This is a genomic window from Synechococcus sp. BMK-MC-1 (assembly GCF_014279955.1).
Classification (GTDB): Bacteria; Cyanobacteriota; Cyanobacteriia; order PCC-6307; family Cyanobiaceae; genus Synechococcus_C.
The window spans coordinates 901703-924516 of the sequence record NZ_CP047939.1; the positions used below are offsets into that span (position 1 = coordinate 901703).

Genomic DNA, 22814 nt, shown 5'->3' on the forward strand with positions numbered 1-22814 from the left:
GATGACACGTTGGAAATCACGATCAGGAGACATTTGGCGAAAGCCGAAGACGGCTCATCACCGCAACTGCTTGCTTCGTCTCCCCCTCAGCGTGCAAGCGTGAACAACACACCTGCCAGGAGAACGTTCATGCCTGTTGTGAGAACGGTTTCTTTTCGTCTCAATGACCGATGAGGACTGCTGGCAATGGCGAGGCCATACGCTCAGCGAGTTCAGAGCCGTGTTCTTCAGCCATCGTCCTTCTGGATTTCAATCGCGGTGGGGAACGGGATCACGATTCCAGCCGCTGCCAGTTCGTGCAATAGCTCACGATTGATCACATCGATCGCATCCTGGAACTGCTCGTAGCTCAACGATGGGCAGAAGAGCTGGCATTTGAAGTTGTAGCTGAATTCGGCGATTTCAAGAAGGCGGCAGGCTTTGAGTTCAAACCCTGGTGTTCGCGCGATGATTTCACCAAGAATCTTCGGAATGGCCGCGAGCTGTTCATCGCTGCTGTCGTACGACACCCCGAGCATGAAGTGGGAACGATCAACCCGCTCAATCAGTTGGTTGAAGGTCAGCGTCAGTGTCTCCTGCATGTCGATGTAGTCACGCCAGGTCTCGACGTGAATCCGTACGATGCAACGCAGTCGCTGGGGTGAGACTGGCTCCAGTTCGATGGTGAGGTAGGGGTTGATCAGATTCGGCTGGCTGGCGACGTAGCTCCTCGCCAGGGCCAGGAGATCCGTCATCTGGTCTGGACTGAATGGATTGTCGGGGTCGAGCTCCAAACTCAGATCCAGTCCCTGCTGCGGCACTGCACCGGAGGCAACAGAATTGCGGGAGAGGTTGTTGATGATGCAGTCATCAGCAACGGAATTGGGAATCGTCACTCTGCCAGTGATGGTTTCGATCTCCACCGAGCGCAGACCGATCTTCGTGAGGAAGCCCTGGGTGTCGCCGATTGCGCAGAACTCGCCCACTTTCAGCGGCCGATCGGTTTGCAGTGACAAGCCGGAAAAGAGATTGCCGAGCAACTTGGACGCACCGAGACCGATCGCCAGGCCGGGCACAGTGGAGAGTGCGAGCACGAACGTTGGCGACAGACCCAGTTGCAGCAGAAGTTTGTAGATCAGCACTACAGCGACCACTCCTGACATGATTCGACAAATGGACATCATCCGGTTGCTGGTTCTCGACAACTTCCAGATGGCCTGATCCCCGGAGAGCCGCACCAGTCCTACAGAGAGAGTGCGTCCCAGCGCTTCGAAAAACAGAAAGACGAGCAGAACGGACAGGCTGAAATAGGCCGCTTCGAACAGCAAGGTGAGCACCACCAGCGCTGTGCCGGTGAAGTTGAGGTAATGGTCAATGATTACTTCAACGGCTTTCGTCGCGATCACCATCGGCAGCACCAGCACAACCCGCTTCCAGGCGAGGGAATCGAGTGTCCGGATCAGTTCTGCATCATGGGATCTGCGCTTGTAGCAGCGGATCAGCAGGCGGGAAAGTCTGGCCAGCAGCATCAGCAGCAGCAGGATGCTGATCATTGAGACCATCAGCTGGAACAGGGTCTGACCGAACAGCACCCTGGTTTCGAGAACGGTGCGGACCCCAGCCGGCAGATTCAGATACCACTTGGGCGGAAACAGTCGGCCAGGTTGGTGCACATAGTCTTGGTAGAACGAGCGGGTGAGGTACGCCTGATCATCGAGATCCGCAATCTGTTGTTGCACCTGCCGATACATGCTGGCGACTTCGGCCACGGTTTCGGCTGAGAACAGGAACGTGCTGTTGAGCGGATTGTCAGCCAGCTCACTGGTGAGAACAATCGATGATCCCGGCAGCGTCCACGACTGCGTGTCTTTGGAGCGCCCGTCATTGAGCGCTTTCATGGCGCTGGCATCGGGGATGGAGATGCTCTGCCGGCTGCTGTTGAAGATGAAATCGAGAACCTGCTTCAGCTGAATGGCCGCTTCGTTTTTGAGATAGGGGCGAACGCCCAGCGCAAACGACGAGCCATCGAGAGCCTCCACCGCCGCATTGAAGAGCACCTCCACCTCTTCGATCTCGGCGCGGGCCTGGCGGTTCCAGAACAGACCGGGATTCTGGCGATGCGAGGTCTCGACATCTTCAATTAGAGAGGACACATCCGCCATGACGGCGTAAAAGTTGAGCAGGGTGTCCTGAGGAGACTCCCCCACCACCTGTCCCAGCGGGGTATGCCGCCAGAGGTCCGTGCGGCGCACGAGCTCGGGAAAAACGGCTGCTCTTGGAGAGGAATCACCGGCAGAGCGCTCTCATAGCGCTGATCCAGAGACTGAACGCCGGTTGACTGCGGAGCAGCGCGCAGAGAAACAGCTGACAGAAGGATGACGCTCAGGAGACCGGCCAGGAAGGCCATCAAGCGCTTGCTCGTTCCCACGCCAACGGATCACGCATGCGTGGCAATTTAATCAAGGCCTGCTTTTTCATTCTTTACTGAGACGTTTCAGCATGACCGGAGATGCTCTCTGAAGGGTTGCTAACCCTTCAGGGGGAGCGGCGTGCAGCCTGACGATCTGATCGCCTTGAACCGACAGGTCATCATGACCATGACGCCTGAAGGCCAGAATCCATGCCCTTCCACGCTCTGCCCGGCAGCCTGCTGCTGGGCCTGATCGGTCTGTCCGTCGTTCCGGGAGAGGTGGTTCGCTACCGCTGCGGCGGGAGCCAGATCATTGAGGCGCACTACGGCTCGCTCAGTGATCAGTCGCTGGCGTTCGTGCGCCTGCGCCTGCCCGATGGGCGGCGCCTCACCTTGCCCCAGGTGGCCTCCGCTTCCGGTGCCCGCTACAGCGCTGATCATGCCGTGACCTGGTGGAGCAGAGGCAACAGTGGCTTTCTGCAGGAGCGAGGCGACAACGGCGAATGGCGCATCACCCTGGATGCCTGCGACGCGCAGAGTCCTGGCTGATCGCGATCTCAGGCGCTGCGTTGCTCTGGTTTGCGCCAGAAGCCAAGCCACTCCTCACTGCGGCCGGCCACCGAGCCCTGGGCCGGCTCCCAGATCAGGGGGTGAAAGCCGATCTGCGCCCAGCTCGCAGCCAGTTGCTCCGGGTCGCTGCCGAAGGGGGGACCGCCTGGCCGGGGGTGGCAGAAGAACAAGCCCAGCAGCCAACCCTCGGCGCGCAGCAGGCGATCCACTGTGCTGCGGTAGTGCGCCCGTTGGCTGGGGTCGATGGCGCAGAAGCAGGTGTGCTCCAGCACGCCGCTGAGGCTGCCGCTGGCCAGGCCTGCCCCGCTGAGGGCATCGGCATCGAAGAGATCGGCCTGCAGCCAACGCAGGCGTGGGTGCTCGCCATGCAAGCGCCGCGCTTCGCGGATGGCTTCGCTGCTGAAATCCAGCCCGATCACCTCAAAGCCCAGGCGGGCCAGCAGCGCGGCTTCATGGCCGCGTCCGCATCCAGGAACCAGCACCGGTCCATCGGGTTGGGGTGCCCTGGGGTGGTGCTCAAGAAAGGCCTGCAGCGGAGGAGCGGCCTTGCCCAACTCCCAGCCGTCCGTCCCCTGCTGGTAGCGGGCATCCCATGCCTGGGGCAAGTGCACGTTGGTCACTGCAAAACCCTGGCCGGCCCGGTGCACACCCAGGTGCTGCTGATCCCTTTCGCTGCGAGAAACGGGGCGTCGTAGAAGCTGGGACGACCTTGTGGGTTGTCGCTGTTCTGAACGCGCCACTGCTCGCGCTCGCAGCTCACGCTCACGGTGAGGCTGCCGCCCCTCGGCTTGTTGATGCGCAGCAGTCGTACCCCGTCGTAGAGGCCCAAGGGCTTGGCATCAAGCTGTTTGAGCAGGATCGCCAAGGCCTGCTGGGGCTCGGCGGCCATGGCCTTCCCGGCACTGCTCGCTGTGATGGCGTTGATCCCACCGAGGAGGAGTGCAGAACCCATCACCAGTGCAATGCTGATCATGTTGTGCGTGATGCGGTGGCTGTCCAACATCATCATCGGTGCAGCCACTGGGTCGCGCATGCGCCGTTCGTTTTTTGCTGGGTTCGCATCGATGCTGCTGCCGTTGCTGAGTGCAGCGGCTTCGGCAGCGCCGATTCCGGTGGTGCCGATTCAATTCGCAACTGGGTGGCGCTCAGGAGTGGCGGATCGAGCCACGCCTTGATCCACGGCCCGAGGCGGTTCCTTTGCAGGTGATGGTGCTCTATCCGGGCGAGGAGACCGATGCCATGGCCGAACCCGCGGGCTATCGGCGGATCAGAACACCCCGTGCCGGCCTGTACCGCTACAGGGTGCTCAACGGTGATGCTGTGGATGTGCGCTTTTGCGTGTTCTGAGTTGCTTCAACGCAATCGTTGCCTTCTGCAGGAGCGAGATACCAAGCCAGTGCTGTTTTTTGAATTCTTCAGATCGAACCGCATTCGAGGAGATGGTCCATCAAGGCTGCCTACAGCTGGGTTTTCATGTTGAGCAGGCAGGCTTGCTCATTGGGATCGCCGCCGGGCCACTTCGCGTAAGCTTCAGCCACAGCAGTGTGAAGTAGACGCAATGCGTCTACTTTCATCGTAATTGTAGTGACCATTTGATTGGTGCTCAATGTTTTTTGAAACGTTGGAGTCGGAATGGTGAAAACAGTATTCAGAGGCCATGGGTCTGACGCAGAACCCAGGCTGAGGCGGCTTGCTGCTGTTTCCAGGCGATTAAAAGATCCTTGGCAATCCTGCGCAATGCCTGCGGATCGTTAGAGCTATCAATCTCGCGGGAGAATTTCTCGATTGACTGGGCTGGATGCATTTTTCTTGGGGAAAACGTCTGGAGTTATCCCGAAATGTAGCGGTTGCGTCTGACTGCAATCAGGGTTTGGCTCTTGCTCTGATGGGTCTTGCTCTCACCCTTCTGGCCCAGGATTTGCTTGTCCATGAAATGCGTGCCACGGCTCAGCGATCGTGTTGATCGGTCAGTCAATCCTCTTAAGGCTTCAGGCTTGTATTGGCTGCCACAACAACGCTTGCTGAGCCGAAGCCATAACGGTGGTTCGCCATTGCCTGGTTATGGATTCTCTAACGGCATTTGCAGCTGTGGGGTTTGCAGCTGTGTCCTGGGACAGTCATTTCACAAAAGCGGGCACGCGAGCCTTTCTGTCGAATGGCTGATGGCGAAATGATTGCCCTGTTGGATGAACTCCTGGAGCTACGGCGTTCTGTCGGGGCTCATCAAATGATGCTTCATGCGGCAAAGTGTCTTACGAAAGCACAGAGCATGACGGCCTATGCCATGGCCTCAGAACTGATGCGTTCCGATGGCCCTTTTGAACCAGATGAGCGCTACTTTCTCGATCACCTCGCTGTGACATTGGAGATCTCTAAATTTGAAGCGCAGCGGATCGACACGGTGTTTGAAATTTTTCATGCCAGCCTCACCTTAAGCAGCACGATCGAGGTGACTCCTTTCGTTGTTGTCTAGGGCTTGCTGAATGGCAACCTGGGTTTTCCACGGGGAAAGCCCTTTCTCCGCCGTCGCGATCGTTTGGTTATGGATCAGCGCTTGCGCCGCCAGATCCCACTCCAGCCATCGGCTCCTCTGAGCTCAACCATGGTTCCGTTCGCTGAAACGCGGCCTTCAATGGTGGACCCACTGAGATCCGTGTAAGTGAAGAGGTCGTTGCTCAACCACCGGGCCGTGTAATCCACGCGTGGATCGGCGCGCCCTGGTTTGGGGAAGACCTGGATCCAGAGACTCTCGGCCCTTCCTGTGTAGGCAAGAGTGATGTCGGCACCGGAGGAGGACGTCCAATAGCCCACAACGCGATCACTGCGCTGCTGCTGGGTTTGCGACACCTGCACTGGGCTGGTGGCGGTCTTGCAGGCCGCTGTTCCGCAGAGCGCGCAGCTGAGAACAGCTGCCAGGAGTGGCATGTTCGTCTTCATCAGCATTCAGCGATCCGTTGTTTCAACGCCATGGTTCAACGCAGCAGCAGCCACGTGGCCAGGGCACCCAGACCCACCCCTTTGCCGAACTGCGCCCAGGTCAAGCCGTAGGTGTCCAGCCCGAACGTGCGCATCATCCAATTGAGCATCTCTTTGTGCTTGCGGATCAGGAATGGGCTATCGGCCGTATTCAGCTGCTGAACACGTTTGAGCTTGAGTTCTGCCAGCTTGGCCATGGGCTGCATCGGGTTGTCCCTGCTTTTGAGGGTTGCATGATTCAGTGTTGCGCAAGCCGCAAGCGGATGCCTTGATGCCGGTTCTTCCTTCTGGTGATGCGATTGATTCGGACTGGCTCAGCACGCAATTGAATCTTGGTGTCGAAGCGCTGGAGATTGAAGCTCTGGGCGTGCCTCAGGGATTTGCTTCGAACACGATGCGTCTCAAGCCGCGAGGCCCCTCAGGCGCTCTGCTGCCGTCGTTGATTCTCAAGATCGATAGTGATGATCCGGTTGGCCGCGACCTGGCGGATCGTCTCCATTCCTTTCAAAGGGAGGTGGGCTTCTATCGCACATTGGCTCCTCAACTGGCGCCGTTGGTGCCGCATGTCTACGCAACGGGCAATGGCTCCAGCGATGAGGGGCGTTGGTTGTTGCTGGAAGACCTCTCGATGATGGCCGCGGGGAACCAAGTGCGTGGCATCAATGCCATGGCCTGCGGGCAGGTTCTCGAGGCCATGGCCGCGGTGCATGCCCGCTTCTGGACGTCTTCATCGCTGTTGAACCTCGACTGGTTGCCTGATCACCAGTTCTGGTTTCAGGGCAGCAGCGAGACGTTGTCGGCGTTTCATCGCAGCTTCCTGGAGGATTACGAGTTGCGTGTTGAACCTGAGGCTCTTGAAGCGATCGCTTTGGTGATTGAGCATTCCCAGGCCATCGATGCGGCCATCGCTCAGCGGCCCTTCACCCTGGTTCACGGGGATCTGCGGGTTGAAAATGTGCTGTTTGCCAGGACCGCCACGCAGCGTGATGTTGTGCTCCTCGACTGGGGCACCCCCACACGCTCGATGGCTGCGATGGATCTCGCCTTCCTGATCGGCGGGAGCGTGCCGATGCCCGCCAGGCGAGGGCGGCTACACGACCTCTGCAGGCAGTGGCACCAGAGCCTGCAGACCCACGGCGTGAAGGACTACAGCGTCAGCGATGCCTGGGCTGATCTTCAACTCGCTGCGTTGCGTTGCCTCAGTTCTGTGCTTTTTCTGCACAACTGGCAGATGGATCCCAACATCACCTCGCGGGCGATGCTGCTCGACGATGAATGGATTGAGCGCTGCTGCGCTCTGGTGGTGGAGCTGGAGGCACTCGCGCTGCTGAAGACCTTCGGCTGAGTGCCCTGCCTCTTTCCTTCGCTAAGGGCGAATCGCTAAAGCAGCCTCCTCCAGGCTGCAGTCGCCATTGGGCTGGGCCTGCCGGGCTCTGAGCGCCTGCACTTCCTGGCGTGCTGCCTGGAGATCGGCCTGGAAGACCGGATCAGCCTGAAGCCTGGCGGTGGTTGCTGAACCCATCAACTCACCGGCCTGCACATCGCTGATCCAGTGCACGTTGCAGATGCTGCGGCTTTCACCGAAGGCCCGGCCTCTGGCGATCAGTGCGTCGCTGCGTTCCGGCGCGATCGTGCTCAGGATCAATCCCCATCCCCAGCCCACCGCGGTGTGGCCCGAGGGATAGGAGCCGTTGGCGCGTAGGCCCTGTTCGTCTGCAGGTGTGCAGATGGGCTGGTTGTTGACCATGAACGGGCGCTTGCGCTGGTAGCGGTTCTTGGCGGGGTCGGTGGAGAGCCCCAGATCGGTCATGCTGCGGCGCATCAGCAGCAGCAATCTGGGCGTGTCCGTTGCATTGATCGGCACGCCCAGGGCGCAGGAGAAGCTGATGGCCGCTGCTGGGAAGTGCAGATCGGCATCCCTGGCGGCGAGCGTCCAGCGGGCTGAGTCGCGCAGCGCAAAGCTGGCGTTGGCCTGGGCTTGATCGAGGGCTGCAGCGGCGCTGCCTGCAGGCGGCGGACCCTCGAGCAGGGCCAGGGCATCGGCCATCGCCTCCTGCTCGAGATAGCCCTTCAGGAATCCCGGCTTGATCTCCGGCAGCGTGGCGGGAGACCCGGGCCCGAGCTCACAGGGGGTGGCGGCGTGGGCTGGCGCGGGGATCCCTGCCAGCAGGGCGAGCAACAGTGTGATCACGGCTGAGCTGCAGCAGAACCTGACCATGGTCACCGTTGAGAACTTGTGGGTGACTAGCAACGCCGAAGGCGCTTTGGCCGTTGCTGGGTTCCGATCGATCGGCGATCACGGCACCCAGATGGCCGCGGTGGAATCACCCAGGCCAATGGTGCGGCCTTCGAGGTGTTCGATGCCGCTCCAGGCACAGATCAGGGGATTAACCCTGCCTTCAGTGAGGCCAGCGTTCATCAAATCGCCGTTAAGTCCCTTAATGATCATCAGTCGTTGTTTTTGTTTGAGCCCTCAGGTCTGCCTCTGAGCTTCTGATTCGAGCGTTCGAATGGCGCTTAATCAACCGGGCAACGCGTCCTGGCAGATCAGCAACACCTGCTCCGCATCGAGATCGAAGTACTGGTGAGCGATCACATCGCGAAACCCCATGGCCCCCTTCCAGTCGATTTCCGGGAAGTTGGTGGTGAGCAGGCCTGGTTTCTGTTTCTCTAGCCGCTTTAAGGCCTCACCGGCTGCCAGGAACTGCATGCAGATCACGTCAAGGCGATCTTGGCCATCCTCTTAATCCAGCAGAGAGGGGTCCGCGAGCAATGGTTCAGCCTTGCGTGCGATCCGCTCCAGTGCCTCCCGCAGGGGGGTGAGCAATAGAAGCCGATCAGCCTTCATGCGCTGATGCCCTCCTGCAGGATTGCGCGCTTCAGGGCGGGGTTCATGCGCTCACGCAAGCGCACGAGATCCACCGGGCGCTTCAGCAGCTCTTCCAGTTCCTGCTTGAGATGCACGGTGGCGTAGGGCGTGAGAGGATCCAGCTCGACCCACACATCCACATCGCTGCTCGACGTGGCCTGGTTGCGGGCGGTGGAGCCAAACAGGCCGATGCGTTGCAGTTGGTAGCGCTGTCTCCAGACGCCTTGGCGCTCACGCAGGAGCAGAAGCACCTGATCAGGGCTGAGAGCATTCAGGGCAGCCGAGCTGGTCATAACGCCTGTCCTCTCCAGTCAGTATCGGCTGGTTGGGCGGTTTTGTCGTTCACCTTGTTGGTGCATACGGTTTGTGATTGGCCTCACTCTGGTGAGTGGTTGGTCAGGGCCTGAGACACCCAGATGGCCGCGGTGGCATCACCCAGGCCAACGGTGCGGCCTCTGAGGTGTTCGATGCCGATCCAGGCGCAGATCAGGGCATCGAGCATGTTTTTTCATTGGCTCCAGCGATGAGGTGGCTGCTCCGCCTTCCAGTAGTGGGCTGATCGGCTCACCTTGTAGGGCACGCGGTAGTCGCGATTGAGCAGGGCCAGCAGGGCCACGGGTGGGTAGCACTCGATCAGGGCCGGCCCTTGGCGATGGGGGGTTGTGATGTGGAGGGGAACGCCGAGCTCGGCGAAACGTTCGCGCAGCTGATCGGCGATGGCACCGGGACGTTCGGCTGATGGGCTATGCACGGAGCAACCCTTCGGCCCGAAGCGGCTGGCGATGGCGGTGTCGGCGGCGCGACGGCTGGTGATGGGAGTCGTAGCCAGGGGCATGTCGACCGACACGCAGTCCACGGGCTGCCCCGCCAGTTGTTGGCAGGCAGCCAGCAGCGCTTCGGGATCGGGTTCTCTGCCCTGGGCTTTTCGGCCCTGATCCCAGGGAATGCCCGCAGCCAGGGCGAGAAAGGCGTCGTAACTAGGGGCCAGGGCCACACCACTGGGGTTGTGGGCGGTCAGGTTCAAGCCTGATTGAGGAGCCGTGTCACGGTTGTGCTCAGATCGGGAAGATCGGTGGAAACAGTGAGCCAGACACGGGAAAGATTCACTTTCAGATAGTCATGAATGAGCACATCACGCATGCCTGCAATCTGTCTCCAGGGGATTGCAGGGTTGGCCTCTCGCAGTTCGATGCTGAGGTTTTTGAAGGCTTCTCCGATCACCTCAAGATTGCGGACAACACCGTCCTGGATCAGTCGTGATGCCAGGAATTCCTGCTCTCCACCAGCGGTGTAATTGGCGATGCTCTTGTTCACAGCGCCAGAGCTTGCTCAAGGATCTGACTGCGGATCAGCGGGTGAAGGTTTTCCGCTTCAGTCAGATCCACTGGACAGCCCAGGAGATCCTCCAACTCCTGCCGAAGGCTGATCAAGCCCAGTAAAGACTGTCCTTTGGGGAGATCAACCAACAGATCGAGATCGCTGGCCAGGTGCTCTTGGCCTGTGGCGATTGAGCCATAAATCCTCAGGTTGGAGGCGCCATAACGTCTGGCCACCTCAAGAACCTGAGGCCTCAGCGCTTCCAGTCGCTGGCGAATTGTTGTGGCAGCAGCACTGTTCATTGCGCCAGGGCGTTGACCTCAGTATCGGTTGAATCGGCTGTTTTGTCGTTCAGGCTGCGGAAGGCTCATGCGTGGATGGGCGTTCATGAGATCAGGCGTTGCAGGGGTGTCGCTCCGTGATGGCAACTCCAATTCGGCGCCTCCGAGCCGGGCGAAGTGGTTGTGAATGCGAGAGCCCAGCCCCTCGCTGGAGGCTGCTGGTTCAGCCGGTTTCATCACCTGGTGGAGGATCTGGCGCACCTCTTCCTCCATGGCGTCGTCGAGGGTGGCCATGGATCTGAAGTTGCCAGCAGCGCAGTCATTGCTGTCAACGCTAGCGATGAGCATGGGCGGGGTTTGCCTGAGGGTCTGTTTGATTCATGCCCGGGCTGTTCCATGGAAAAGCATCGCCACAGCGGGTGTGGGATTGCCTTCGCATGATCTCTTTCTCCCTCAAGTGAGGGATGAAGCTCATTACGCGGATCCCTCAATCGAGGGAGATGGAAAAAGGCCTTTGCAGTTCTTCGGGAATTCTCATTGAGGTCTCCCCCGGATGAGGGATCCCAAAGCCTGCCCATCGATGCAACCTGAAGGGAATGGCTCCTCTGTGCGATGGCTCCCACCCTTCTGTTCATCACCGGCGTGCTGGCTGGGTTGATTGCTGGCTTCATCCTCAGCCGGATGTTCGGCCGCAGCAGAAGCGGCGATGGCTCCGGTGAGATTCGGTTGCTGGAGGAGCGATTGCTGAAGGCCGACCAGGGTCTGGCGCAATTCAGCCAGCAGCTGGAAGCGCAAAGCTCAGAGCTCCGCGCCGCGCAACAACAGGCGCAACAGGCCAGTGAACAGGCAGCGGTGAGCCGCACGCAACTGGAGGGCGTGAGCCAGGAGCGCGATGCGCTCAAGGCCGGTCATGACAGTGCACTGGCCGCGATGGATTAGCTGCGTCGTGAGAAAGAAACGCTCACGGCGTCGATGGCGGAGGTGGCCGAGAAGCTGCGCAGCCAGGAAAGCCAGACCCAGTTCCTCGAGCAGGCCCGCACGGATCTGCTCACCCAGTTCCGTTCGTTGAGCGGTCAGAGCTGGATGGCTCCCGCGAAGCCTTGCTCAAGAGCACCAAGGAAACGGTGAGTGAGCCATTTGCCAAGGAAGTGCTGCAGTGCCCTACGAATGCAGACCATCGGGGGTGCAGGCCTGCTTGCGAAACAGACCTCCGAGGTAGTGCTGCACAACGGTGCGCTCCTTGCAGCCCTGCTGAAAGAGAAAACCTGCAATGGCGGCCTGGACGAGGCGGTATTGGTCCCACTGCGGATGCTCAGCGATAAAGCCCCCCATGGCGCGATACAGATCCTCCGGCAACTGGTTTTCCACACTCACGTGAGTCGGCATCAGATCGGGTGTCTCGTTCAACTCGTCCCACGGCTGTCAACCCATTCATCAGGCCATGGCGCTTGCAGTGCTGTCAAAAAGCGGATTCAGTCCGCCTAAGCGACGTGCTCCGTGAAGAATCAAGGCCCTCACTGGGTTTAATCGCCATGCATGTGTCGTGGAATACGACCTCGAAGGGCGCGAGATCCACCTGTCAAGTGGAGGGCTCGTTTTCCCCGGAATGTCCGGTAGTGGCTGGCAGGCCTGAATCGAGCCCTGTCGAATCTGTGGAAAACCTGTAGAAAGATGATTTGATTCGGTGGATCAAAACCCTGTTTACAGCTGCTTATCAGTCGGTGGGCGTGGCAGCAGAAATGGCAATTCCCTCCGGTTTCTGCGGTGGTCCGTCACGGTCCGAAAGGATCGCCTCCAGTGCGGCCGCCGTCAGCTGAGCGGCGGTGATCATCCCTTCCGGGCGGCTGAACAGCAGGCGCAGCGGATGGCCGCACAGCCGCTCAATCGATGCTGCGAGGATTCAATCCCATCAACACGGGAGCCGCTCAGCCAGCGTCCGCGCAGCTTGGATGGCTGAGCTGTTCTCTCTCAGCCTGTTAGCCAGCAGAGCGTTGCTGAAAGAGTCGGCAGCTGAGAACGAAGCGATGCCGATGGTCGTCAATGGACATTGACGTCGCTGATGCCGTGGAGCACAACATGAAAGCCCGGCGCTGCCAAGCTGAATCATTCCAATCCTGGAGTTGACCAGACGTCGCCTTGGAATCGGACGTCAGCAGCGCTCCATGCATTCAGACAAGCGTGAATCACAAGTGATTCAGATTCAATCACAGGAAAACATTGTGTTGCCTGAGCCCATTAACAGGGTTTGATGCCACCATCGCTAGTGTCTATTGATTTGAAGGTTGCTATGTATTTGGCCAATCTCGCAGACCTGCAGGATGCAGGCGTCTCACACAATCAAAACATCCGCAAGAAGGTATTACTCTCACCAAATACTATCGATCACTTGGTGTATCTTTCTCACGCTGTATTCCCACCTGGCGAAACAGCAGAAACGCACCATCATCAAGACATGACGGAAATCTTCTATATCTCTTCTGGTTCTGCACAAGTTACTGTTGATGGGAAGAATTTTGAATGTCCGACTGGTTCATGCATCGCCATCGAACCCCATGAACAGCATCGACTCTCCAATACCAGTAATGATGATCTGGTGATTCTCTATCTAGGTCTTCACGCCTGATCCGGAGCGCCCAATCAATCATGCGCTCTGCTCCGTGGACAAGTGAGTGTTGATTCAGTTGTCCGCGAAAGCTTGCCGCATCGGCTCACCTCGGAGCAGTGAAACCGTGAAGCCTCATGGGCGGTTCGGCTGCAAACCCTCGTTTCGACTGTGGCTGTGATCAGAACTGCTTGCTAAGACAGAGTCGGTAGGCATAAGGCTCGCTGCGCACTTGTTGTTTGCACACCTTTTGATGGAGCTGATGAAATGACATCCGATCGCATCACCGACAACACGGATCCGAGTCTTGGCTATTACCCAAGCCCAGGATGGGAATGGCAGAAACCGGCACCAAAGGCCTCCTTGGTGGCAAACAAGTTGGATCGCTTTGCCAAGGGCTGGATCTTGAACTTAGTGGAGCTGGTGCACTGGCTTCCCTTTATTCCAACCTTCATTCTTTCTTTCCTGATTTTTCAACACAGTGAAGATCTCAGACCACTTCTGGGTGGCAGCGACTTACGCGTCTTTCTACTACTGCTCAGCCCACTGATCCAGACCTTCGGCGGCCTGATGGGAATCACCATGCATGAATACGAAGGCTGGCAAGTGGCCTTCTTCAAGAACCCACTGGATAGTGATTTTGCGGTTGATCACTATAACAACGAATGGCTACGCGAAGTGGCCTACAAGCTTCTGTTTGTGCTCCAAGGGCTTGGTTTGCTGGCCTTCTCGCTGGCCGTCTTCGGTTTCAGCGCCATCACCATCACATTTGCTGTCTTGAGTGGACTGGTTGCTTTCATTGGTCCGCAGAACCCCAAGGCCACCTTCTCCTTTAACGATCAACCGGTCTTTCCCCTGGCCATTTCAATCCTGGTCGTCTTCATCGCCAACGCCAGTGTTAACTTCATTGCTTATTTCGCCCTGCTAGGCGATCCCCTTGTCGCCGATGGTCTGCCTCGTGCACTGGCGGCGCTGGCACCATTGCTGCTGATGCTTGGTGGCATGATTGAAGGGATTCTTGCAGAGTCAAGCTTTAATCAATGGTGGCATTTCACTGCCGTTGTCTTTCTGAATCTCGGAATGGTGGCTCAGATTCTTCTGTTCCCGGTGCTGTGGTGAACAGACTGCCATGACATCGTTCCATTACGACCTCAACCATCCAGACAACAGTTATTCGCTACCAGATCCATACAAGGAAATTTCGGGACTATCCCCTCTTGAAGGCAACAACTGCCTGGCCTTTGTCCAGGACGAAGCAGTTCAGATCCATCTCTTTGATTTAGCTTCTGCAACAATCACTGAACTTGCCAAGCATGGCGACGGTGATTCAGAAGATCTTGCCGTGATTGGAACGACTGCTTATGTGCTGAAGTCAGGCAAACAACCAGCGATCTACCAGGTGTGTGATTTTCAATCCGATCATGCACTCTTTAAACAATTTGATTTAGCGCTGGAGAAGGAACAAGACCCAGAGGGCTTATGCCATGACGCCAGTCGGAATCGATTATTGATCGCCTGTAAAGGCCCCTCAACCAGGAATGATTCAACGCGAGGCATCTATGCCTTTAATCTTCAAACAATGGAGATGGATCCTGCACCAGCCTACATCATCGATAGCCGTGATTTTCTTGATGATCCAGAGGAGACATTCAACCCTTCCGGCATTGCCATTCACCCTCGATCCAATGATCTTTACGTGATTGGCTCCAAGGGAGAAAAAATGATTGTCTGTTACGGCATGGATGGTTGCTTCAAGGAAGCCTTGAGACTAGACAAGGATCAGTTCATGCAGCCTGAAGGGATAACATTTCTGTCTACCGGGGAACTTGTGATTTCCAGTGAAGGGAAAAAGGGCAAAAAGGCTGAGATCCTGACCTTTGCTCTATCTCAACAATCCTGATCCGACTGATGCAACTCCATCGATCCAGATCCATGGATGATCAAGGCCACTCAAGATCGTGACAGCATTCATCCATCGCCACTGGCTCAGTCTCAGCATCATCCTGCTTGGATGCATCACCGCTCTATCGCTGAACCCACTCAGCACTCTTCCAGAGGCTCCAGGCTCCGATAAAACCCATCATTTGATTGCCTACGCAGTGCTTGCTTTGCCGACGGCACTGCGAAGGCCAAAGCGCTGGCCATTGATCATCCTCTGTTTTGCGCTTTACAGCGGACTGATTGAACTGATTCAGCCTCGCGTCAATCGCTACGGTGAATGGATGGATTTCATGGCCAATGTTGTCGGCCTGCTGATTGGCGTTTGCCTGTCTTTTCTGATCAACAAGCTACGGTTAAACCAGAGGATTCATTGATTGCTTCAGAACCTGTGCAGTCCCATCGTTGCCTGAAGAACTCGCTTCGAGGCTGACCAGGCTGATAGAAGAAGGCGAATTAATCCAATCGAAATTTTTATGCCGGCACTATGCTTGATCGCAGATATTCATTAATGCCACCCCAGCATCAAGGAACTTTTGACGATATTTTGATCCTTTTCCTAAGAGAAGAAAAGCAAGCAGATCAATGAATGAACAAGTGCTTTTCCTCTCGAAGATTCCTGATATTTTGGGTGAATGACCTTCCATGAGAGCTGAAAGATGAGTAGCTTTCATCTTGCAATATCAAATCACTTTGGACTGATTGATTCGCTCTGGTCCTCAATCCGTGGAGTTTTGAGCGCTTTCTGATCCATCCACCAAAGCAGACCATACCCCGGCAAAAGCATCAGAAACGACCATTCCCACCAAGCGGGAGACAGGAAGAGAGACACACCAACACTCAACAGGCAAACCCCTGGCTCAAGAGCCAGTTCAAACAACAGATGCCATCGATGCTGGACCTGCAATGGTTCAGCCAACAACTCGGGTCGACGCCATCCATGCACAAGAGTCAGAAGATCGAAGAAGCCGATCTGGACCAGAACCAGGCTGTAAGCCACCTGGATCGATGACTGCAATGGCATTAATTCCAGAAGGTCATTCACAAAGGGAAGCAATGCCACCCCCATCAGACCACCCAATTGCAACCATCGGTGCGTTGCATCGGAGCGCACGAAACGGCTCGCCATGAAGAGGTGCGATTGCCAATAAAAGCCCACTAAGACAAAAGTTGTTAGATAAATTCCGAGCGATGGCAACTGATCATTGAGATAGCGATTAAGGGATTCAGAAGAGAGCAACACGGCCGGATCAGGCCGGTCGATCTGCAGCAAAATCAACAGAAAACTAAGGCCATAAATAACATCTGTGAGGCGTTCGATACGAGCAAGAGATCGGACTGCTGGATCCATCGTTTGACGCTCAAAAGTTTCGACGTTCGGCATCGCTCATCAGATTCATCTCTGCTGATTGTGGAGCGGATGCCCACAGGGCACAAGCCTCAGTCCCTTTTCCTGAGAGGGATGCCAAGGTGGGATTTAAAAATTGATCTTGTATGTCATCAAACAGAAGACAAGTATTGCAGATAATTGCAGGAAGCCTTGGGGCATGCACGGCACTGCTGCTGCGTGATTTCACCTCTGCATTAGCTGGATCGAATTCTGCAGTTGCCAGGCCCTTATCTCTTGATAGAGGTGGATTGATTGACGCATCAACATCTGATCTTCTCGAGCATTTTCAACGTCGTGAGCTTTCGCCAGTTGAGGTTCTTGAGGCTCAGGTCGAGCGCTACAGCCATAGTGAGCCACTCATCAATGCTCGCACCGAGACACACGTTGACTCAGCACGAAAGGCAGCCAAAGAGTCTGAAGAAAGAGATCAAAACAGAACCGCTCGTCCACTGGAAGGAATCACAGTGGTGCTGAAAGATGAATATGACGTTAAGGGCTGACTCACGACAGCAGGCTCAAAAGTCTTGAAGGCCAACGTGGCCAGCAGCAATCACCCTGCAGTAGACAAGTTGATGAAAGCCGGTGCCGTTCTGCACCTGCAGACAACCATTCCAGAGATGTCTTTGGCGGGTGTGGCCTGGACTGATCTCTGATAGGTCACACGAAATCCATGGCATTTCAAGTACACAGTTGGCGGATCTTCGGGAGGTTCAGGCGCAGAACTTGCGGCAGTGATGACGACTCCTGCCACCGGGTCAGACAAGGGATGCGAATCGCTTTCGGCATGAACCAAAGATGGGCTTAAATCGATGTGAATACGCCAGCGAACACCCCGGAGGCATTACGGGTGTTGGAGCGTCAGGGAGCTGTAATTGAGGAGGGTGACCTGAATCTCGGGGTGGACGGCCCCGCACTTCGCACCGCCCTCGTCAAGGCTCTGCTGAGCGGGGGCCTTCGGGGAGGATTTGAAGCAGCTCGACGTCTACAGCGACCAGCTCACCAGCTACGGCCGGTACTTCTCCGAGATTGCCATGACAGCTCATGGCAGCGCCGAAGCCAAGCAAGCAGAAAACATGATCAATGCGCTCTACAAACGGATTCAGGATGCTGTTTCCCTGAATGGGTACAGCGCTGTGCTGATGCCGACACCGGCTACCAGCGATCTCGCAGCCGACTTCAACCCAAACCCAACGTGGGCTGGGTCTTCACAGCTCGTTGGAATCTCCTGAATTAGAACCCGGTTGCGTCTTCAGATCTGCACAACCACCTATGACAATGCAACCGCGATGCGAATTGCTTCGGCCTTTGGCTCGGAGACTCCACCATTCTTCACGGGAAGACGATTGCCTGAATTCCTGAACCAATTGGCCGTCATCTGAATGCGACTCACCACAAGGACACACGTTCAGCGACTGTCGTGATCTGAACTGCCATGTCCCCGTAGGTCGCTGAAGCGCAACAACGTGAGGAGAACAGCCGCCAGGGCCAGCAGCACATACCAACCTCCCGGTCCCAAAAGGCCGCCAACCGGTCGCAAGCCAAGGTCAATGACCACCAAGAACACAATTGCCAGCACTGCGGCACCGGCCCACAGCGCCAGCGCACGCTGCTTGCGCCGATGAGCGACTCGCTGCAAACGCGGAAGCCCACCGCACATCAGAGGCAGAAGCAGCAGCAGAAGGGGCAAGCAGGAGCGGTTCTCCGCCGCACCGACCAGAGGTGCCAACCAAAGCAGAGCCATCACGCCACGGTGGAGATTGATCACCCAGCTCATCGCCATGCAGTCACAATTTCAAGCTTCTCGGGAATGGAAGCAGCGAGGTTAAAGCCACATCTGCGTGGCCTGTTGGGACGATCACTGGTTGTTGTGAGCCTGAACTGATCTCTCTGCTACACGACCACAACATGAGGTTCAACTCGCGGATGGCCAGAGCAGCACAATGGAGAAGTTGAGAACTGCCGGAATCGTTCCTTGGACTCGGGTGTGGACCTAGGGGGCGATCAGCCATTGGCAACTTATACAGAAAACGCTGAACTCGCAGCAGCTTCTGCGGTCCGCCTGAATCCTGTTCCGATGGCCCATAGGGTGCCGAGGCGCGAGGCTTTCTGGTTCATCTCGTTGTGATCCTGCAAATTTCAATCGTCGAGACGCAGCGGATCCATGCATTAGTTGAAATCTTTCATGCCCGGCCGACCCGCTCAGCATGTTCTCAATGACCGCCTTCGCGAAACGACAAGCGTTGGTTGAACACGTCACTGGGAACATTCCAGAGCCGATGACCAGCGATCAGCCAATCAAAAGACTGGTGGGTTTCGATAGCGCACCGGTGTGGATGTCACCTGAATCGATTCCCATGTCGGTGGATGGCATCGCCACAAAGTGATGAACTGAGTGGCTTTGGCTCTGCTGCGGGGAACCCTCAAACAGAACCAAAAACCACATGCATGAGCGGTTCAGAGCGATCGCCAAGGCTGATTGAGCGCTACCGGCAGGAACTGCAGGTGCGCCATTACGCCCGACGCACGGTGAGCACCTACACGCAGTGGATCAGACGTTTTCTGCGCTTTCACCGCTTACGGCATCCAAGGGACATGGGCAGTGATGAGGTGAACACCTTTCTGAGCCATCTCGCCACGACCGAACAGGTGAGCGCGTCCACTCAGAACCAGGCTTTGGCCGCAGTGCTGTTTCTGTATCGCGAACTGCTGGGGCAACCCTTGGCGCTCGATTCCGTCGTCCGGGCTCGAACACGGAAACGTCTGCCTGTGGTTTTGAGTGTGGCTGAAGTGCGTGCCGTGCGAGAGCAACTGGAGGGTTCACCAGCACTGGTGGTGGGATTGCTGTACGGCAGTGGGTTGCGCTTGATGGAGGCCTTGAGGCTGCGCGTCAAGGACATCGACATCGGGCGGCGAGAGCTCTGCGTGCGCGATGGCAAAGGGGGGAAGGATCGACTGACGCTCTTGCCACAAAGCCTGATTCCTGCCCTGGAACAGCATCTGATTGATGTTCGCCAGGTGCACCAGCGTGATCTGGAGGTCGGCTGGGGAAGGGTGCTGATGCCCTATGCGTTAGGTCGCAAATACCCCAATGCCGAGCGCGAATGGGGCTGGCAGTGGGTGTTTCCGCAACAGCATCGTTGGACCGATACCAGCAACGGCTGCCAGGGGCGGCATCATCTGGATCCCAGCGTGGTTCAAAAATCGGTGAAACGCGCTGTGGCGGCAGCTGGCATCGCCAAGGCAGCCAGCTGCCACACCTTCCGGCACTCCTTCGCAACGCACCTGTTGGAACGGGGGCAGGACATCCGCACGATTCAGGAACTGCTCGGTCACAAGGATGTGAGCACCACCATGATCTATACCCACGTCCTGAATTCAGGCCCCCTCGGCGTACGCAGCCCCGCAGACATTGATTAGTGCTGTTCAACAACAAAAAATGCATCGATTTGGTCGATATACATTTATTGCCGGCAATCTTTTTACCCCGCATTAGCATTCTGCACTAGAAAGCAGCCCCAAGGTGGTCATAAGTCTCGTGACGGCTCATGCATCCGAAATGCTGTTCGCCATTCGACATGACTCAAACCCATGGGAAGGCCAATCAGCTGCCGCCAAAAGGTCTCAGCACAGCAGGGCGGGTTATCGGACCCGTGAACCATGGCTAGCATCGTGGCAGGATTCTGCAAAAGCTATGTCATCCAAGCGATCTGAGCAGCGCCAGACCATGAAGGCTTTGTGGTTCACGGAAAGCAAAGCCTGCTCAGAGGTGGTTATCGGAACCGTCCAATAAATAGTTAGATAAGAAAAAGGAAGCGGTATGGCATCAATTTCGTTAATGGAAATTCGAATTTCGAATTATCGAAGCATTAAGGATGAGCAAATTCTGCAATTGGGAGGGGAAGCCACCCTAATCGGACCAAACAATTCCGGAAAAACCAATGCATTACGAGCGATTTTTACGCTTTTTGGCGGTTATGAAAATAGTTTTGGATACGATATAGAAGCAGATCTTCCATTTGATCGACAATCCAAGAAAACATCTATAATTGGTTTATTTGAAATCGATGAAACTGAGAGTTGGTTTTGGGAGTCTCTCGATAAATTACACCAAATGCAGGGAACGACAAGGTCAGACAACAAGATTTCACTATACCTATACTTCACTGGAACGAATACGCCCGTATACAGCTTCTTTGCCAATGTCAAAAGACCACAAGACAAAAAGGCAGACTACAGTCGAATCCTTCGCGGCCTAATTTCCGAGTTTATTTCTCGCTTCCAGATTATCTATATCCCAAGTGAAAAGGGCATTACAGAACTTTACAGTCAACTTCTTGCCCCAAGAGTGAGCCAAAAAGCAGCGGCCATCCTGAGTTCCGCAATGGGTAATCTTGAGGATGAACTGAAGAAAATCAATTCATCTATAAACGATACCTTGAAGGAGTGTCATATCGCTGGCGCAGAAGTACAGATCGAAGTTCCTGGTGGAAAGCTAGAGAATATTATCGGTCAGTTTAGTCTCGCCGTTACGGACGAAGTTAAAACCTCTTATATGAGTAAAGGGCGAGGCCTTCAAGCAGCTATTTTTTATGCGAGCTTGCATTGGGTGGATGAGCGAATCAAGGAAGCCGGGCAACACCCTGTATGGCTAATCGAAGAGCCAGAAAGTTATATGCATCCTGAGCTTGCGAAAAACAGCAAGGACATGGTTCGAAAACTTGCTCAAAAAAGCATCGCAGTAATCAGCACCCATTCTATGCAATTCATGCCGCGAGCAACTGAAGGAATTCACGGATTCACGATAGAGTCCGGTGCGACGATTATCAATCGTTACATTAAATACGAGGACGCTTGTAATTCATTGAAGAGGTCACTGGGGTTGAGGTTTAGTGATTACTACAGCTTGGCCGACTGCAATGTGTTCGTGGAAGGAAAATGGGATGTCTATGTTCTTCGGGAATGTTTACCAAAGGTCCAAGAGCTTACTGGAAGCGAGCTAAAGCATCTGAGAGATTCTCTAATCATCGACAAGGAAGGTGTAACTGGGTTGGCGGGATTCATCAAGGCGGTTTACGAACATGTGAGAAAAGAAGTGGCTGCCGTTACGGTAATTGATGGAGACCCAGCGGGCGTAAAAATTCGGAAAGAGCTGCAAGGCTTCTTTTCTGGTAGAGGAGAGTTTCAAGCTAACCGAGATTTTGTTTCCGTTAGAACCGGGCATGAAATGGAGGGAATGTTCCCCGATGCCTGGATCGCTGAATGCCAGGGAGTCCATCCCGGATGGTTTGATGGGTGGAGTGTCGATTCCATGAACAATGTTGAGCCATTTTCGATAAGAGATGATAAGAAAGAAAGTTATGCCAAACATATGCATGGCAAGCTTCAAGAAATACCATCCGCTGCAGAAGTACCAGAGGAATTATCAAGTCGCCTATTTAATCTTTTTATAGTTATAGATCATGCGCTAGAGTCGCAGTTAGAAAAATTGATAGAGAATGGAAATATCTAACAAGGCAAATAACCGGACGCAAAAACGCATAGCGGTTTTGCGTCCGGTTATTTGCGTCGTTAGGCGAATTTTGAAGGCCGCTTTCAGATGCAAGCAACGTTCGGACAGCATGGAGCGCGGTTCTCAACTTTGTGCACTAGTGATCAGTTGGTTATCGGACCCGTAAACCATGGCTACCATCGGATCAGGATTCTGCAAAAGCCATGCCACCAAAGCAATTTGAGCAGCGCAAGGCCGTGAGGGTCTCGTGGTTCACGGAAAGCGAGGCCTGCTCAGAGGTGGTTATCGGAACCGCCCAATAACTAGTTAAGCAGTTGAACGATTATGAACGACTTCATTGATCAGGTTGAACGCTCTCTTGACCAAGGCACCTATTACCTATCCTTAATGGGCGCACTGGCCATGCCAGATATTGCAGGTGCTGTTCAATCCACAAATGGCGAAGCTAGCAGTCAGAAGTATATTGACTGGTATGAAACGTGGGCCCGCCCTCAGTTCGCCAAGCGAATGAAGCAAGCTCTGCCACCAGGCATGCGAGAATTTGCACAGCCGGAAAATCCTTTATCTGGCGACGCTTGTTATCGTTTTCGTTGCTCAATGCTACACCAGGGGACAACGCAACACCCCAGAAGCCCATTTACACGGATTATATTCATAGAGCCCGGCGCTTGTGATTCAGTCTTGCACTACAATATTCTCAATGATGCCTTAAATATCGACCTTCCACAGTTTGTAGGCGAAATGGTGAGCGGAGCGCGTGAGTGGTTGGCTCATATTGAACATGATGCAACTTTCATTGCCAACTCTGAGAGGTCGGCAAGGCGTTATGAGAATGGGTTGCCGCCCTACATATCAGGAGTAGCAGTTATTTCATGACTACACTGCTTAACAACCAGATGCAGAAGACGGGGGCAGGTGGGAGATGCTTCCACGCCGGACCGTTTTCGCCCCGCTTCTGATCTGGAGCGTTAAA

General features: G+C 55.7%; 36 protein-coding genes and 1 pseudogene. 19 read left to right on the top strand and 18 right to left on the bottom strand.

Going from position 1 to position 22814, the window contains the following annotated elements; translation table 11 throughout:
- Nucleotides 1-227: 227 nt before the first annotated feature.
- Nucleotides 228-2231, bottom strand: a complete 2004-nt coding sequence (locus SynBMKMC1_RS04980) for a mechanosensitive ion channel family protein (RefSeq protein ID WP_255486310.1) — start codon at nt 2229-2231, stop codon at nt 228-230.
- A gap of 368 nt (nt 2232-2599) precedes the next feature.
- Here SynBMKMC1_RS04980 and SynBMKMC1_RS04985 point away from each other — a divergent pair, with 368 nt between their 5' ends.
- Nucleotides 2600-2938, top strand: coding sequence for an MliC family protein (locus tag SynBMKMC1_RS04985; protein WP_186472920.1), 339 nt, complete (start codon nt 2600-2602; stop codon nt 2936-2938).
- A gap of 8 nt (nt 2939-2946) precedes the next feature.
- Here SynBMKMC1_RS04985 and SynBMKMC1_RS04990 read toward each other — a convergent pair whose 3' ends face one another.
- Both SynBMKMC1_RS04990 and SynBMKMC1_RS04995 read right to left on the bottom strand, forming a co-directional pair.
- Nucleotides 2947-3579 (bottom strand): methyltransferase domain-containing protein, encoded by a 633-nt coding sequence (locus SynBMKMC1_RS04990; RefSeq protein ID WP_186472921.1) that lies wholly within the window; start codon nt 3577-3579, stop codon nt 2947-2949.
- Nucleotides 3576-3992: a hypothetical protein gene (locus SynBMKMC1_RS04995; RefSeq protein ID WP_255486311.1), complete on the bottom strand. Its 417-nt coding sequence runs from the start codon at nt 3990-3992 to the stop codon at nt 3576-3578. Before SynBMKMC1_RS04995 ends, SynBMKMC1_RS04990 begins: the two co-directional genes overlap by 4 nt.
- Here SynBMKMC1_RS04995 and SynBMKMC1_RS14510 point away from each other — a divergent pair.
- Both SynBMKMC1_RS14510 and SynBMKMC1_RS14515 read left to right on the top strand, forming a co-directional pair.
- Nucleotides 3991-4134 carry a hypothetical protein gene (locus SynBMKMC1_RS14510; RefSeq protein WP_222930380.1) on the top strand — a complete coding sequence of 48 codons (144 nt, stop codon included), beginning with the start codon at nt 3991-3993 and terminating at the stop codon, nt 4132-4134. The two genes, SynBMKMC1_RS04995 and SynBMKMC1_RS14510, sit on opposite strands and share 2 nt — an antisense overlap.
- A 31-nt stretch (nt 4135-4165) precedes the next feature.
- Nucleotides 4166-4306 (top strand): hypothetical protein, encoded by a 141-nt coding sequence (locus SynBMKMC1_RS14515; RefSeq protein WP_222930381.1) that lies wholly within the window; start codon nt 4166-4168, stop codon nt 4304-4306.
- Nucleotides 4307-4607: 301 nt separating this feature from the next.
- On the opposite strand, the gene SynBMKMC1_RS05005 is transcribed toward SynBMKMC1_RS14515, so the two are convergent.
- A complete protein-coding gene (locus SynBMKMC1_RS05005) occupies nt 4608-4763 on the bottom strand; it encodes a hypothetical protein (protein ID WP_186472923.1) in 156 nt (51 codons plus the stop codon).
- A 351-nt stretch (nt 4764-5114) separates the two neighbouring features.
- Here SynBMKMC1_RS05005 and SynBMKMC1_RS05010 point away from each other — a divergent pair, with 351 nt between their 5' ends.
- A complete protein-coding gene (locus tag SynBMKMC1_RS05010) occupies nt 5115-5432 on the top strand; it encodes a hypothetical protein (protein ID WP_255486313.1) in 318 nt (105 codons plus the stop codon).
- Nucleotides 5433-5506: 74 nt separating this feature from the next.
- On the opposite strand, the gene SynBMKMC1_RS05015 is transcribed toward SynBMKMC1_RS05010, so the two are convergent.
- Complete coding sequence (locus SynBMKMC1_RS05015) at nt 5507-5884, bottom strand: hypothetical protein (RefSeq protein WP_255486314.1); 378 nt, start codon at nt 5882-5884, stop codon at nt 5507-5509.
- A gap of 47 nt (nt 5885-5931) precedes the next feature.
- Complete coding sequence (locus tag SynBMKMC1_RS05020) at nt 5932-6132, bottom strand: hypothetical protein (protein ID WP_041428798.1); 201 nt, start codon at nt 6130-6132, stop codon at nt 5932-5934.
- A 32-nt stretch (nt 6133-6164) separates the two neighbouring features.
- Here SynBMKMC1_RS05020 and SynBMKMC1_RS05025 point away from each other — a divergent pair, with 32 nt between their 5' ends.
- Nucleotides 6165-7280 (top strand): ecdysteroid 22-kinase family protein, encoded by a 1116-nt coding sequence (locus SynBMKMC1_RS05025; protein WP_255486315.1) that lies wholly within the window; start codon nt 6165-6167, stop codon nt 7278-7280.
- A gap of 21 nt (nt 7281-7301) precedes the next feature.
- On the opposite strand, the gene SynBMKMC1_RS05030 is transcribed toward SynBMKMC1_RS05025, so the two are convergent.
- The 9 genes from SynBMKMC1_RS05030 to SynBMKMC1_RS05065 all read right to left on the bottom strand — a co-directional run bounded on the left by SynBMKMC1_RS05030 (nt 7302) and on the right by SynBMKMC1_RS05065 (nt 10750).
- A complete protein-coding gene (locus SynBMKMC1_RS05030; protein WP_255486316.1) occupies nt 7302-8126 on the bottom strand; it encodes a phosphatase PAP2 family protein in 825 nt (274 codons plus the stop codon).
- Between the two features lie 105 nt (nt 8127-8231).
- On the bottom strand, nt 8232-8354 hold the full coding sequence (locus SynBMKMC1_RS05035; protein ID WP_255486317.1) for a hypothetical protein: 123 nt from the start codon (nt 8352-8354) through the stop codon (nt 8232-8234).
- Between the two features lie 102 nt (nt 8355-8456).
- A complete protein-coding gene (locus SynBMKMC1_RS05040; protein WP_255486318.1) occupies nt 8457-8654 on the bottom strand; it encodes a DUF86 domain-containing protein in 198 nt (65 codons plus the stop codon).
- A gap of 125 nt (nt 8655-8779) precedes the next feature.
- Nucleotides 8780-9097 carry a nucleotidyltransferase family protein gene (locus tag SynBMKMC1_RS05045; RefSeq protein ID WP_186472926.1) on the bottom strand — a complete coding sequence of 106 codons (318 nt, stop codon included), beginning with the start codon at nt 9095-9097 and terminating at the stop codon, nt 8780-8782.
- An 83-nt stretch (nt 9098-9180) separates the two neighbouring features.
- Nucleotides 9181-9306 carry a hypothetical protein gene (locus SynBMKMC1_RS14625; RefSeq protein ID WP_255486319.1) on the bottom strand — a complete coding sequence of 42 codons (126 nt, stop codon included), beginning with the start codon at nt 9304-9306 and terminating at the stop codon, nt 9181-9183.
- 6 nt (nt 9307-9312) lie between these two features.
- Nucleotides 9313-9828: a DUF429 domain-containing protein gene (locus tag SynBMKMC1_RS05050; RefSeq protein WP_255486320.1), complete on the bottom strand. Its 516-nt coding sequence runs from the start codon at nt 9826-9828 to the stop codon at nt 9313-9315.
- On the bottom strand, nt 9825-10118 hold the full coding sequence (locus SynBMKMC1_RS05055; RefSeq protein ID WP_186472927.1) for a DUF86 domain-containing protein: 294 nt from the start codon (nt 10116-10118) through the stop codon (nt 9825-9827). Before SynBMKMC1_RS05055 ends, SynBMKMC1_RS05050 begins: the two co-directional genes overlap by 4 nt.
- Entirely contained in the window at nt 10115-10423 is a 309-nt protein-coding gene (locus SynBMKMC1_RS05060) for a nucleotidyltransferase family protein (protein ID WP_186472928.1), read from the bottom strand. The genes SynBMKMC1_RS05055 and SynBMKMC1_RS05060 overlap by 4 nt, the downstream gene beginning before the upstream one ends.
- 18 nt (nt 10424-10441) lie before the next feature.
- Entirely contained in the window at nt 10442-10750 is a 309-nt protein-coding gene (locus tag SynBMKMC1_RS05065) for a plasmid stabilization protein (protein ID WP_186472929.1), read from the bottom strand.
- 264 nt (nt 10751-11014) lie between these two features.
- Between SynBMKMC1_RS05065 and SynBMKMC1_RS14630 the strand changes: the two genes are divergently transcribed.
- Together SynBMKMC1_RS14630 and SynBMKMC1_RS14635 are read left to right on the top strand one after the other, a co-directional pair.
- Nucleotides 11015-11341 (top strand): hypothetical protein, encoded by a 327-nt coding sequence (locus tag SynBMKMC1_RS14630; RefSeq protein ID WP_255486321.1) that lies wholly within the window; start codon nt 11015-11017, stop codon nt 11339-11341.
- A gap of 33 nt (nt 11342-11374) precedes the next feature.
- Nucleotides 11375-11530 carry a hypothetical protein gene (locus tag SynBMKMC1_RS14635; protein WP_255486322.1) on the top strand — a complete coding sequence of 52 codons (156 nt, stop codon included), beginning with the start codon at nt 11375-11377 and terminating at the stop codon, nt 11528-11530.
- A gap of 33 nt (nt 11531-11563) precedes the next feature.
- Here the strand turns inward: SynBMKMC1_RS14635 and SynBMKMC1_RS05075 are convergent, their stop codons facing one another.
- Nucleotides 11564-11809 (bottom strand): DUF2811 domain-containing protein, encoded by a 246-nt coding sequence (locus SynBMKMC1_RS05075; protein ID WP_370593937.1) that lies wholly within the window; start codon nt 11807-11809, stop codon nt 11564-11566.
- An 886-nt stretch (nt 11810-12695) separates the two neighbouring features.
- Between SynBMKMC1_RS05075 and SynBMKMC1_RS05080 the strand changes: the two genes are divergently transcribed.
- The 4 genes from SynBMKMC1_RS05080 (at nt 12696) to SynBMKMC1_RS05095 (ending at nt 15319) form a co-directional block, all read left to right on the top strand.
- The gene (locus SynBMKMC1_RS05080) at nt 12696-13025 is read left to right on the top strand and encodes a cupin domain-containing protein (RefSeq protein WP_186472930.1); all 330 of its coding nucleotides are present in this window, start codon (nt 12696-12698) and stop codon (nt 13023-13025) included.
- A gap of 342 nt (nt 13026-13367) precedes the next feature.
- Complete coding sequence (locus tag SynBMKMC1_RS05085) at nt 13368-14123, top strand: hypothetical protein (RefSeq protein WP_222930382.1); 756 nt, start codon at nt 13368-13370, stop codon at nt 14121-14123.
- A 10-nt stretch (nt 14124-14133) separates the two neighbouring features.
- The gene (locus SynBMKMC1_RS05090; protein WP_186472932.1) at nt 14134-14904 is read left to right on the top strand and encodes an SdiA-regulated domain-containing protein; all 771 of its coding nucleotides are present in this window, start codon (nt 14134-14136) and stop codon (nt 14902-14904) included.
- Between the two features lie 58 nt (nt 14905-14962).
- Nucleotides 14963-15319: a VanZ family protein gene (locus SynBMKMC1_RS05095; protein WP_186472933.1), complete on the top strand. Its 357-nt coding sequence runs from the start codon at nt 14963-14965 to the stop codon at nt 15317-15319.
- A 311-nt stretch (nt 15320-15630) separates the two neighbouring features.
- Here the strand turns inward: SynBMKMC1_RS05095 and SynBMKMC1_RS05100 are convergent, their stop codons facing one another.
- Entirely contained in the window at nt 15631-16326 is a 696-nt protein-coding gene (locus SynBMKMC1_RS05100) for a TMEM175 family protein (protein ID WP_370593939.1), read from the bottom strand.
- Nucleotides 16327-16436: 110 nt separating this feature from the next.
- On the opposite strand from SynBMKMC1_RS05100, the gene SynBMKMC1_RS05105 reads away from it, so the two are divergent.
- The 4 genes and pseudogenes from SynBMKMC1_RS05105 to SynBMKMC1_RS05115 all read left to right on the top strand — a co-directional run bounded on the left by SynBMKMC1_RS05105 (nt 16437) and on the right by SynBMKMC1_RS05115 (nt 17561).
- On the top strand, nt 16437-16832 hold the full coding sequence (locus SynBMKMC1_RS05105) for an amidase family protein (RefSeq protein ID WP_186472935.1): 396 nt from the start codon (nt 16437-16439) through the stop codon (nt 16830-16832).
- 24 nt (nt 16833-16856) lie between these two features.
- Complete coding sequence (locus SynBMKMC1_RS14640) at nt 16857-16985, top strand: hypothetical protein (protein ID WP_255486323.1); 129 nt, start codon at nt 16857-16859, stop codon at nt 16983-16985.
- 18 nt (nt 16986-17003) lie between these two features.
- Nucleotides 17004-17120 (top strand): annotated as a pseudogene (locus SynBMKMC1_RS14830) (amidase family protein); the annotation flags it as partial.
- A gap of 177 nt (nt 17121-17297) precedes the next feature.
- Nucleotides 17298-17561, top strand: coding sequence for a hypothetical protein (locus tag SynBMKMC1_RS05115; protein WP_186472936.1), 264 nt, complete (start codon nt 17298-17300; stop codon nt 17559-17561).
- A gap of 176 nt (nt 17562-17737) precedes the next feature.
- Here the strand turns inward: SynBMKMC1_RS05115 and SynBMKMC1_RS05120 are convergent, their stop codons facing one another.
- Nucleotides 17738-18112 carry a hypothetical protein gene (locus tag SynBMKMC1_RS05120; protein WP_186472937.1) on the bottom strand — a complete coding sequence of 125 codons (375 nt, stop codon included), beginning with the start codon at nt 18110-18112 and terminating at the stop codon, nt 17738-17740.
- 433 nt (nt 18113-18545) lie between these two features.
- On the opposite strand from SynBMKMC1_RS05120, the gene SynBMKMC1_RS14520 reads away from it, so the two are divergent.
- The 4 genes from SynBMKMC1_RS14520 (at nt 18546) to SynBMKMC1_RS05135 (ending at nt 22717) form a co-directional block, all read left to right on the top strand.
- Nucleotides 18546-18716: a hypothetical protein gene (locus SynBMKMC1_RS14520; RefSeq protein WP_222930383.1), complete on the top strand. Its 171-nt coding sequence runs from the start codon at nt 18546-18548 to the stop codon at nt 18714-18716.
- Nucleotides 18717-18777: 61 nt separating this feature from the next.
- Nucleotides 18778-19749, top strand: coding sequence for an integron integrase (locus SynBMKMC1_RS05125; protein WP_186472938.1), 972 nt, complete (start codon nt 18778-18780; stop codon nt 19747-19749).
- A gap of 400 nt (nt 19750-20149) precedes the next feature.
- Nucleotides 20150-21841 carry an ATP-dependent endonuclease gene (locus SynBMKMC1_RS05130; RefSeq protein ID WP_186472939.1) on the top strand — a complete coding sequence of 564 codons (1692 nt, stop codon included), beginning with the start codon at nt 20150-20152 and terminating at the stop codon, nt 21839-21841.
- A gap of 324 nt (nt 21842-22165) precedes the next feature.
- Entirely contained in the window at nt 22166-22717 is a 552-nt protein-coding gene (locus SynBMKMC1_RS05135) for a hypothetical protein (RefSeq protein ID WP_186472940.1), read from the top strand.
- Nucleotides 22718-22814: the final 97 nt, after the last annotated feature.

Bases quoted from the DNA above. Each gene is read 5' to 3' on its own strand.
- SynBMKMC1_RS04985 (WP_186472920.1), top strand. From the start codon at position 2,600: ATGCCCTTCCACGCTCTGCCCGGCAGCCTGCTGCTGGGCCTGATCGGT.
- SynBMKMC1_RS14510 (WP_222930380.1), top strand. From the start codon at position 3,991: ATGCGCCGTTCGTTTTTTGCTGGGTTCGCATCGATGCTGCTGCCGTTG.
- SynBMKMC1_RS04995 (WP_255486311.1), bottom strand. From the start codon at position 3,992: ATGCGCGACCCAGTGGCTGCACCGATGATGATGTTGGACAGCCACCGC.
- SynBMKMC1_RS14515 (WP_222930381.1), top strand. From the start codon at position 4,166: ATGGTGCTCTATCCGGGCGAGGAGACCGATGCCATGGCCGAACCCGCG.
- SynBMKMC1_RS05005 (WP_186472923.1), bottom strand. From the start codon at position 4,763: ATGCATCCAGCCCAGTCAATCGAGAAATTCTCCCGCGAGATTGATAGC.
- SynBMKMC1_RS05010 (WP_255486313.1), top strand. From the start codon at position 5,115: ATGGCTGATGGCGAAATGATTGCCCTGTTGGATGAACTCCTGGAGCTA.
- SynBMKMC1_RS05015 (WP_255486314.1), bottom strand. From the start codon at position 5,884: ATGCCACTCCTGGCAGCTGTTCTCAGCTGCGCGCTCTGCGGAACAGCG.
- SynBMKMC1_RS05020 (WP_041428798.1), bottom strand. From the start codon at position 6,132: ATGGCCAAGCTGGCAGAACTCAAGCTCAAACGTGTTCAGCAGCTGAAT.
- SynBMKMC1_RS05035 (WP_255486317.1), bottom strand. From the start codon at position 8,354: ATGAACGCTGGCCTCACTGAAGGCAGGGTTAATCCCCTGATCTGTGCC.
- SynBMKMC1_RS05045 (WP_186472926.1), bottom strand. From the start codon at position 9,097: ATGACCAGCTCGGCTGCCCTGAATGCTCTCAGCCCTGATCAGGTGCTT.
- SynBMKMC1_RS14625 (WP_255486319.1), bottom strand. From the start codon at position 9,306: ATGCTCGATGCCCTGATCTGCGCCTGGATCGGCATCGAACACCTCAGA.
- SynBMKMC1_RS05060 (WP_186472928.1), bottom strand. From the start codon at position 10,423: ATGAACAGTGCTGCTGCCACAACAATTCGCCAGCGACTGGAAGCGCTG.
- SynBMKMC1_RS05065 (WP_186472929.1), bottom strand. From the start codon at position 10,750: ATGCTCATCGCTAGCGTTGACAGCAATGACTGCGCTGCTGGCAACTTC.
- SynBMKMC1_RS14630 (WP_255486321.1), top strand. From the start codon at position 11,015: ATGGCTCCCACCCTTCTGTTCATCACCGGCGTGCTGGCTGGGTTGATT.
- SynBMKMC1_RS14635 (WP_255486322.1), top strand. From the start codon at position 11,375: ATGGCGGAGGTGGCCGAGAAGCTGCGCAGCCAGGAAAGCCAGACCCAG.
- SynBMKMC1_RS05090 (WP_186472932.1), top strand. From the start codon at position 14,134: ATGACATCGTTCCATTACGACCTCAACCATCCAGACAACAGTTATTCG.
- SynBMKMC1_RS05100 (WP_370593939.1), bottom strand. From the start codon at position 16,326: ATGCCGAACGTCGAAACTTTTGAGCGTCAAACGATGGATCCAGCAGTC.
- SynBMKMC1_RS05105 (WP_186472935.1), top strand. From the start codon at position 16,437: ATGTCATCAAACAGAAGACAAGTATTGCAGATAATTGCAGGAAGCCTT.
- SynBMKMC1_RS05120 (WP_186472937.1), bottom strand. From the start codon at position 18,112: ATGGCGATGAGCTGGGTGATCAATCTCCACCGTGGCGTGATGGCTCTG.
- SynBMKMC1_RS14520 (WP_222930383.1), top strand. From the start codon at position 18,546: ATGACCGCCTTCGCGAAACGACAAGCGTTGGTTGAACACGTCACTGGG.
- SynBMKMC1_RS05125 (WP_186472938.1), top strand. From the start codon at position 18,778: ATGAGCGGTTCAGAGCGATCGCCAAGGCTGATTGAGCGCTACCGGCAG.
- SynBMKMC1_RS05130 (WP_186472939.1), top strand. From the start codon at position 20,150: ATGGCATCAATTTCGTTAATGGAAATTCGAATTTCGAATTATCGAAGC.
- SynBMKMC1_RS05135 (WP_186472940.1), top strand. From the start codon at position 22,166: ATGAACGACTTCATTGATCAGGTTGAACGCTCTCTTGACCAAGGCACC.